6 protein-coding genes are annotated in these 8419 nt (G+C 49.1%); all 6 read left to right on the top strand.

Translation table 11 applies throughout. From position 1 onward, the window contains the following. Positions 1 to 21 precede the first annotated feature (21 nt). Complete coding sequence (locus tag J7L64_07815) at positions 22 to 1629, top strand: glycosyltransferase family 39 protein (GenBank protein ID MCD6452248.1); 1608 nt, start codon at positions 22 to 24, stop codon at positions 1627 to 1629. Continuing rightward, on the top strand, positions 1630 to 3636 hold the full coding sequence (locus tag J7L64_07820) for a glycosyltransferase family 39 protein (protein MCD6452249.1): 2007 nt from the start codon (positions 1630 to 1632) through the stop codon (positions 3634 to 3636). 2 nt (positions 3637 to 3638) lie between these two features. After that, complete coding sequence (locus J7L64_07825; protein ID MCD6452250.1) at positions 3639 to 4652, top strand: hypothetical protein; 1014 nt, start codon at positions 3639 to 3641, stop codon at positions 4650 to 4652. A 260-nt stretch (positions 4653 to 4912) separates the two neighbouring features. Beyond that, complete coding sequence (locus J7L64_07830; GenBank protein ID MCD6452251.1) at positions 4913 to 7129, top strand: vitamin B12-dependent ribonucleotide reductase; 2217 nt, start codon at positions 4913 to 4915, stop codon at positions 7127 to 7129. 60 nt (positions 7130 to 7189) lie between these two features. Continuing rightward, complete coding sequence (locus J7L64_07835; protein MCD6452252.1) at positions 7190 to 7984, top strand: site-specific DNA-methyltransferase; 795 nt, start codon at positions 7190 to 7192, stop codon at positions 7982 to 7984. A 12-nt stretch (positions 7985 to 7996) separates the two neighbouring features. Then, a partial coding sequence (locus J7L64_07840; protein ID MCD6452253.1) for an HNH endonuclease occupies positions 7997 to 8419 on the top strand: 423 nt, incomplete at its 3' end.

Genomic DNA, 8419 nt, shown 5'->3' on the forward strand with positions numbered 1-8419 from the left:
AAAAGTTATCATTAACTCCTAATGGCTAAAGAGGAAATAAACCTTTCACAGGAGAGATGGCGTCTTTATACCGCCGCTGCCATCGCTGTTATCACCCTCATTTACTTAGGGACGAGATCCCAGGCTTACAACTTCGACGGTACGGTATTCGCTCTTTATCTCCGCTACAGCACCGCCACCGGGGATTTGATACGGGTAGTTCATCCCCATCACCTCCTCTATCAACCGCTCGCCCATCTCTTCTACCGGGCACTTGAACTCCTCTCCTATGAACCAGTGACCATCTTCGCCCTCGAGCTTATGAGCACCCTCTTTGGTCTTTTTGGATTGATCCTATCCCTCAGCCTTCTAAAGAAATTGGGCCACCCCCCGATGATTCGTTTCTTCTTCCTCCTCGTTCTCGCCTTCTCCTTCGGGTATTATCTCTTCAGCCTTGAGGCAGAGGTCTATATCATCTCTTGCTTTTTCCTCACCGCCACCTTTCTCTCCTTCATTACTGCCCTCGAGAAAAAATCAGCCCCGCTCTTGCTTCTCGCTGGTATTCTTTTTGGGCTAAGCGTTCTTGCTCATATCACTAACTTCCTTCTTCTTCCTGCCTGTCTCTATCTCTTGAAGAAAAGAGAGCCAAAATCATACCTCTGTTTCATAGGACCTGCGCTGTTACTGCCAGCCTCTGCTTACGGTATCGTCATTATGTCGAAGGGTTTCCCCAATCTGAGCGCTACTCTATCCTGGTTCTTGGGAGCAGCGGCAAACCAGATGCCAGGAACCACAATAAACCGTTGGAGTGCCTCGCCGATAAATCCCTGGATCTCCCTTAAAACCCTGGGCGAAGCGGTGGTGACTTCTAAGCTCTATCCTGAAAAATCGCTTCCTCTCTTATCCCAAATTGTCCGCTATCTCTTTCTCCTTTTCGCCTTCCTCCTCTTCCTTCTTCCCCTCTTGAGGATAAGAAAAAAGGAGAAGATATTCATCGCCAGCCTAATCTGGTTCTCCTCCTATCTCGTTTTCTTCTCCTTCTGGGATGTGGGCGCTCTCGAGTTCTTCATTGCTATCCTCATTCCATTTACCATCATCCTCTCCTTCGGGGGAAGGGAACTTCTAAAGAGCCTAAGTTTTCGGCGAGGGATAGCCCTATTTTCCCTCTTCATCGGTCTTCTCTTCTTAATAAACTTCACCTATGGGATAAAGCCGCGAACAAAAGCAGAAAATAACCTCAATTATCAGAAAGCTTTGTTTGTAAAAGAAAAAACCAAGCCGAGCGATGTGGTGGTGATCCTTGGATATCCCGGGATCGGCTTCAATTATGGTAAGATATACATTCCCTACTTTGCAGAACGGGAGGTAATCATCCTCGATTGGCTGGTGGGGAAGGGAGATGAAAAGGCGCTATCTCGATTCGAGAATCTGCTCCGGGGGAAGCTCGCCGCGGGGAAACGGGTTTTCCTCCTTTCCGAGGTGATCGATGATTGCCCGGCAAGACGGGCATTCTTAAAAAGCCATAGGATAACCAAAGAGATATTTGAGGGGTTCATCCATCGATTTGTCTTGATCCCGGAGGCGGAATTCTCACCCGATTTCCGACTTATCCGCCTCCTTCCACCACCAAATTACCTCAAGGAGAACTAAATGGGAACTAAAACATCTCTCAAACGGAATCTCGTCGAGTTCTCTCTTCTTTCCTGGTCACTTATACTATTCTTCCTCCTTCTCTTCCTCATCCCTTCGCTCAAGATAATCTTTGTAAGCCTTACATCCCTTTTTACCGCGACGGCGATCTTCCTCTCCGCCTATCTTATAGGAAGGTTCATCTTCAGATTGCTCTCTTTTCATTGCTCCTTCAGCCTGATCGAGGAAACGGTTATCTCAGTGGGGATCGGCTTGGGAGTGTGCTCTTACATCGTACTGCTTCTCGGATCTATAGGCTTTCTATCACCCTTAATCCTCTACTTACTTCTCGGCTTGGGTATAGCCTTAAATTTCCCGGAGATCCTCTCCTTCCTTAAAAGGGAGATAAAACTCGAGGAGAAAAAGGAAAAAGAACGGGTCACCACCTTCCAGTGGGTAATGCGGGTGGTGGTGGTTTCTGTCTTCATTCTCGGTTTCTTCCTCGCCCTCTCTCCTCCCAAGTTCTACGATGTTCTTGACTATCACTTCGGGGTGCCTCATCAGTACATCCTCCAGGGCAGGATCGGCTATCTCCCCTATACTGCCACATCGAACTATCCCCTATTGATTCAGATGTTATATACTCTGGCACTATTGGTTAAAGGTGGTATTGCGGGCAAGCTGGTAAACTATCTCATAGGGGCTTTCGCCATCTTCACCCTTTATGCCATCGGAAGAAGGTTCTTCAAACCACCAACACCCATTATAGGAAGCGCCATCCTCGCTTCGAGCCCCGCCTTTATTCAGCTACTCGCTGTTCCTACCTCCGACCTCGGTTTTCTCCTCTATACCCTCCTCTTCCTCCTGGTGCTCCTCATCTGGTGGGAGAAGGGTGGGCGATCTCTTCTCATCCTTGTCGGTATCCTTGCCGGGCTCTCGCTCGGCACCAAATATACTGCTGTCCTCTATACCCTGGGCTTGGGCGGAGCAATGGTGCTGATAAAGAGCACTCGCCGGGATAGATTCCACCGAGGGCTGATTCATCTTTTCATCTTCATGGTGGTAGCCATCGTGGTCTTTTCCCCTTGGCTGGTGAGAAATTATATCCATACCGGCAACCCAATCTTCCCCGCCGGAACCTCCTATTTCGGCGGAAAAAACTGGAGCCCTGCCCACGAGAAACAGCTATTGAACACCACGAGGAACAAGGTGATATCAGCAGGAAGCCCTCTATCGATACTTCTTCTCCCCTTTGACCTCACCTTACATCCAGAGAGGTTTGGCACCATTGGGGCAAATCCCGGCCTCGTATTCCTCATCTTCCTCCCCCTTCTCATCTTTCTCTATCTCAGGAAGAATTGGATCTCACCGCTCCTCGTCCTTTATGCGGGTGGTTATTTCGCCATCTGGATCTTCTCCTTCCAGCAGACGCGATTCGCCCTTCCTGCCTTTGCTGCTCTCTCTCTGGTGCTCGCCTCTCAGCTTTCGGCGGTGATGAGCTACCACTTTGGGAGGATCACTCCCTTTCTCCGCCTCCTCTTGATCGGAACGATGATCCTGGGGATACCGCTCTTCCTTTCCTCACACACCAGGGTATTCGATCCCATACCGTATATCATCGGGCTCGAGGATGAAGCTCACTACCTGGAGCGAGCTGTCTCTTCCTACCCGGCGATGCGCTATATCGACGAGAAGCTACCCAAGGAGGGAAAGGTCCTCTTCATCGGTGAGACGAGGAGTTACTATCTCAATCATCCCTTCATCTGCGTAAGCGCATATAACACCCATCCTCTAAGCAAGATCGTGCGGGAGGCGAACGGCACAAAGGAGATAGGGGAAAAACTAAAAGAGATGGGGATACGCTACCTCCTCTTCAGCCAGCAGGAGACGGCTCGGCTCGATCGCTATTTTCCCCTTCACTTCCAGTTCAATCGGTTCGACAAGATAAAGTTCACGATGTTCCTGAACGAGGGGACGACCATTCTCTTTAATAAGAACAATGTATTCGTCCTGAAGATAAAGGATTAGGGATGAAGATAAGGGCTAAGGCGCCAACGAGGATCGACCTTGCGGGTGGTACCCTCGATATCTGGCCCCTCTATCTACTCCATCCGGGCTCGATCACCATCAACCTCGCCATATCGCTTGCCACCTCGGTCGAGGTGGAAAAAAGAAGGGACGGAAGGATAATAATCATATCAAAGGATAAAGGGGAAAGGCTTGAAGCAGAGGGGGTGGATTTCCTTCCGGACGAGACCTCGCTCGATCTCCTGGTTCAGGCAGTTAAGCATATGAAGCCGAAGTCGGGGCTCACCATTACCACCCACTCGGATACACCTGAGGGCTCCGGTCTTGGTAGCTCGTCGAGCCTCCTCATCGCCCTTCTTGCTGCCCTTGAAGCGGTATCGGGCAAGAGGATGACCCCTGAAGGAAGAATAAGGCTGGCGATGAACCTCGAGGCGAGGGTGATCAGGGTCCCTACCGGATGTCAGGACTACTTTCCCGCCACCTTCGGTGGTCTTTCCGCCATCCACCTCGGTCCTGAAGGACCGGAGAGGGAAAAACTTCCTCTCCCTTCGGCTCTACCGGCACGCCTCCTCTTAGCCTATTCCGGGGTTTCCCATTTCTCCGGCTCTCCCAACTGGAGGGTAGTAAAACAAAGGATCGAAGGAAAAAACGAAATAAAAACCATCCTGGATGAACTAAGGAATATATCGCGGGAGATGTACCGGGCGCTGAAAAAGGGCGATTATAAAGCGATCCCCAAGCTATTTACCGCCGAGTTCGAACTCAGATCTTCTCTTCCCGGGAAAGCCCTTCCCAAAAGGATAAACGAGATAGTCGTCGAAGCGAAGAGGATGGGGGCAAGCGCCAAGGTGATGGGCGCAGGTGGTGGCGGGGCAATACTCTTTTTTGTCGAACGAGATAAGAAGGAGGAACTCTCCCGATTTCTCCTCACGAAGAAGCTCTCCATTCTCGCCTTCTCTCCAAGCAGGCAAGGGCTAACCGTGGAAAAGACGATGATTCCCGGCTTTGGTAAATAAACTCCTTCCCCTCTTCTAATACAAGTTATCGCGGTAATATGAAAATAAAATACAACATATAGTATTTCCCCCTTGACAAGGGGAGAAAACTCCTCTACACTAAGAATTAGCCCGCAAAGGGTTGGTCTTAAGCAGAAAATTGAAGATATCGTAGAAAAGGGGGGAGGAGGATAATGGGTCGTACTCTCGATATAAAGGAAAAAACGAAAAAGGAGACGGAATCCCTCTTCCGGGGGAAGGCGGGTCTTTCTTCCGACGAGATGAAGAGGTTCACCCCAAACGCCCTTCGGGTGCTCGCCCGAAGGTACCTAAGGCGCGACGCCAAGGGGTATCCTATCGAGACGCCTCGAGAGATGTTCCACCGGGTGGCGGAGAACATCGCCTCGGTGGAGAAACGCTACGACCCTTCAGCCGATGTAAGGGAAATCGCTAAAATCTTCTTCGACCTTATGTATAATCTCGAATTCCTCCCCAATTCCCCTACCCTGATGAACGCCGGAAGGGAGCTTCAGCAACTCTCCGCCTGCTTCGTTCTTCCGGTGGACGACTCAATGGAGTCGATATTCGATGCGATAAAACATACCGCCTTAATCCACAAAAGCGGTGGGGGGACTGGCTTTTCCTTCTCTCGGATCCGTCCCAAGAACGACTATGTGAAGAGCACCCAGGGGGTATCGAGTGGTCCCATCTCCTTTATGACCGTTCGCGATGCTGCTACCGAGACAATAAAACAGGGGGGCACGAGACGAGGTGCGAATATGGGCATCCTCCGGGTGGACCATCCCGACATCCTCGAGTTCATCACCGCCAAGGCGGAATCGGGGAGGCTCAACAACTTCAATATCTCGGTGGCAGTGACGGAGTCATTTATGAAGGCGGTATTGGCGGATAAGGAATATCCCCTGGTAAACCCGCGGACGAAAAAGGAGGTAAAGAGGCTAAAGGCGAAAGAGGTCTTCAGGAAGATCGTGGAGATGGCGTGGAGGACCGGGGACCCGGGGATAATCTTCATCGATCGGATAAACCGGGACAACCCCACCCCGGAGCTCGGCGAGATCGAGAGCACCAATCCCTGCGGGGAACAGCCACTTCTCCCCTTTGAGTCCTGCAACCTCGGCTCGATAAACCTCGCCCGGATGGTAAAGGAGGAGAAGGGGAAAACGACGATCGATTACGAAAAGCTAAGAAAAACGGTTCATCTCGCGGTCCGCTTCCTCGACGATGTGATAGATGCGAGCAGATTCCCCTTAAAGGAGATCGAGGAGATGACCAGGGGGAACCGGAAGATAGGGCTCGGGGTGATGGGCTGGGCGGATCTCTTAATAAAACTCGGTATCCCTTACAACTCCAAAGAGGCGATCGCCTTGGCGGAAAAGGTGATGGGCTTCATCGACGAGGAATCGAAGAAGGCATCCCAAGAACTCGCCAGGGAGCGCGGACCGTTCCCCAACATAGGAAAAAGCATTTACAAAGACAAAGAACCGATAAGAAACGCCACCACTACCACCATTGCCCCTACCGGGACGATAAGCATCATCGCCGGCACTTCAAGCGGTATCGAGCCTATCTTCGCCATTTCCTACATCAGGAAGAACATATTGGGCGGGGAGCGGATGGTGGAGGTTCATCCCCTATTTGAGGAGATCGCCCGGAAGCGGGGATTTTTCTCTGAGGAACTGATGGAGAAGATAGCGGAAACAGGGACTATCGCCGATCTCCCCCAAGTTCCCGACGATGTGAGGCGGATCTTCGTCACCGCCCATGAGATAAGCCCGGAATGGCATGTGGAGATGCAAGCTGCCTTCCAAAAACATACAGATAATGCGGTCTCCAAAACAATAAACTTCCCCCATACCGCTACCATCGAGGATGTGGAGCGGGCATATCTCTTAGCTTACAAAAAGGGGGTAAAGGGGATAACCATCTATCGCGACCGGAGCAAAGAGGAGCAGGTGCTCACCACCAAAAGATCGGAGGAAGAAAAGACGAGGAGAAAAAGGCTCCTCCCCCGGGAAAGACCCTATGTTACCCGGGGGGTAACCCAGAAGATAACCACCGGATGCGGAAACCTCTATGTAACCATAAACGAGGATGAAGAGGGACCCTGCGAGATATTCGCCTCAATGGGAAAATCAGGAGGATGTCCCGCTTCCCAAAACGAGGCGGTGGGAAGGCTCGTCTCCCTTGCCCTTCGCTCCGGGGTGGACATAAGGGCGATAATCGAACAACTACGGGGAATACGCTGTCCCCAGCCTCTTTGGTCCAATGGAGAGATGGTCCTCTCCTGTGCCGATGCCATCTCCCGGGCACTTGAGCGCTATTTAGAGGGGAAGGGAAGACCGGAGGAGATGGCTAAGGTCAAGCTCAAGAAGAAAAAGACAGGCACTCCGCCAACCTGTCCTGAATGCGGGGGAATGCTTGAGTTCGCCGAAGGGTGTGTTACCTGCCGTGCCTGCGGCTATACCAAATGTGAGTAAACAGCTTGATACCTTGAAAGGCTTTAATCTATAATATCTACAGGAGGTTTAATTAAAAAGATGGAAAAGGGGGATAGACTTTTCTTTCAAACTGAGGATGTTCTAATATATAATGATGATTTTTTAAATACTAATTTACTAAAAGAAAATACCATAGATTTGATAGTAACTTCTCCCCCTTATAATATTGAGGTCTGTTACCACTCTTACAACGATAGGATTTCCTATGTTGATTATCTAGATTTTACAGAAAAATGGCTTGAAAAAGCGTATAAATTATCAAAAGATGTCGGAAGACTTTGTTTAAACATCCCTTTAGACAAGAATAAGGGCGGGCAGCAGAGTGTTTATGCTGATGTTGTCACAATTGCGAAAAGAATCGGTTGGAAATACCACTCTACTATTGTGTGGAATGAACAAAACATCTCAAGAAGAACTGCCTGGGGTTCCTGGCTCAGTGCTTCGGCTCCTTATGTGATTGCACCTGTGGAAATGATTGTGGTTCTCTATAAAAAAAGATGGAAAAAACCATCTAATGGGAGGGAATCAGATATCACGAAGGAAGAATTCGTCGAATGGACAAACGGGGTATGGAGCTTTATGGGAGAAAGTAAAAAGCGAGTAGGCCATCCTGCACCTTTTCCTATTGAACTTCCAAAACGCTGTATAAAACTTTTTACTTTTAGAGGCGATATTGTCCTAGATCCTTTCCTGGGTAGTGGAACAACTTTAATAGCTTGTGCTTTGACAAAACGGAAAGGGATTGGAATAGAAATTGACAAAGAGTATTGTGAAATTGCTAAGAAAAGACTCGTAAATGAAGCAAGAATTCAGCAACTTACTTTGGAAATATAGGAAATAAATACAATGGGGGAAAAATCACGTAAAACTATTTCGGATCTTATTCTTGAATATTTCAAAAAACACCCGAGAAAAGAACTACGCCATGGGCCGGTAGTGGACTGGGTAGAGAAGGAATATCTAAAATTGTACAATAAAAAGCCCAGGGATCCTTGGCGCGAAATTCGAAGATTGTATCAAGAAGGAATTCTTATAAAAGTGAGGAAAGGCGTTTATAAATACGATCCTAACCTGACTAATAAGAGAGAACTGAATGAATTTCCGCCAGAAGTGAAAGAAAAAATATTTAAACGAGATAACTATAGATGCGTCGTTTGTGGAAGAGGAATAGAAGATGGAGTAGAAATACACGCTGACCACAAGATACCTCTTGATAAAGGCGGGACGAACAACGTGGATAACGGTCAAACTTTATGTTCGGAACACAAC

The sequence above is a fragment of the Acidobacteriota bacterium genome, from assembly GCA_021161905.1.
Lineage (GTDB): Bacteria > Acidobacteriota > B3-B38 > Guanabaribacteriales > JAGGZT01 > JAGGZT01.

Bases quoted from the DNA above. Each gene is read 5' to 3' on its own strand.
- J7L64_07815 (MCD6452248.1), top strand. From the start codon at position 22: ATGGCTAAAGAGGAAATAAACCTTTCACAGGAGAGATGGCGTCTTTAT.
- J7L64_07820 (MCD6452249.1), top strand. From the start codon at position 1,630: ATGGGAACTAAAACATCTCTCAAACGGAATCTCGTCGAGTTCTCTCTT.
- J7L64_07825 (MCD6452250.1), top strand. From the start codon at position 3,639: ATGAAGATAAGGGCTAAGGCGCCAACGAGGATCGACCTTGCGGGTGGT.
- J7L64_07830 (MCD6452251.1), top strand. From the start codon at position 4,913: ATGAAGAGGTTCACCCCAAACGCCCTTCGGGTGCTCGCCCGAAGGTAC.
- J7L64_07835 (MCD6452252.1), top strand. From the start codon at position 7,190: ATGGAAAAGGGGGATAGACTTTTCTTTCAAACTGAGGATGTTCTAATA.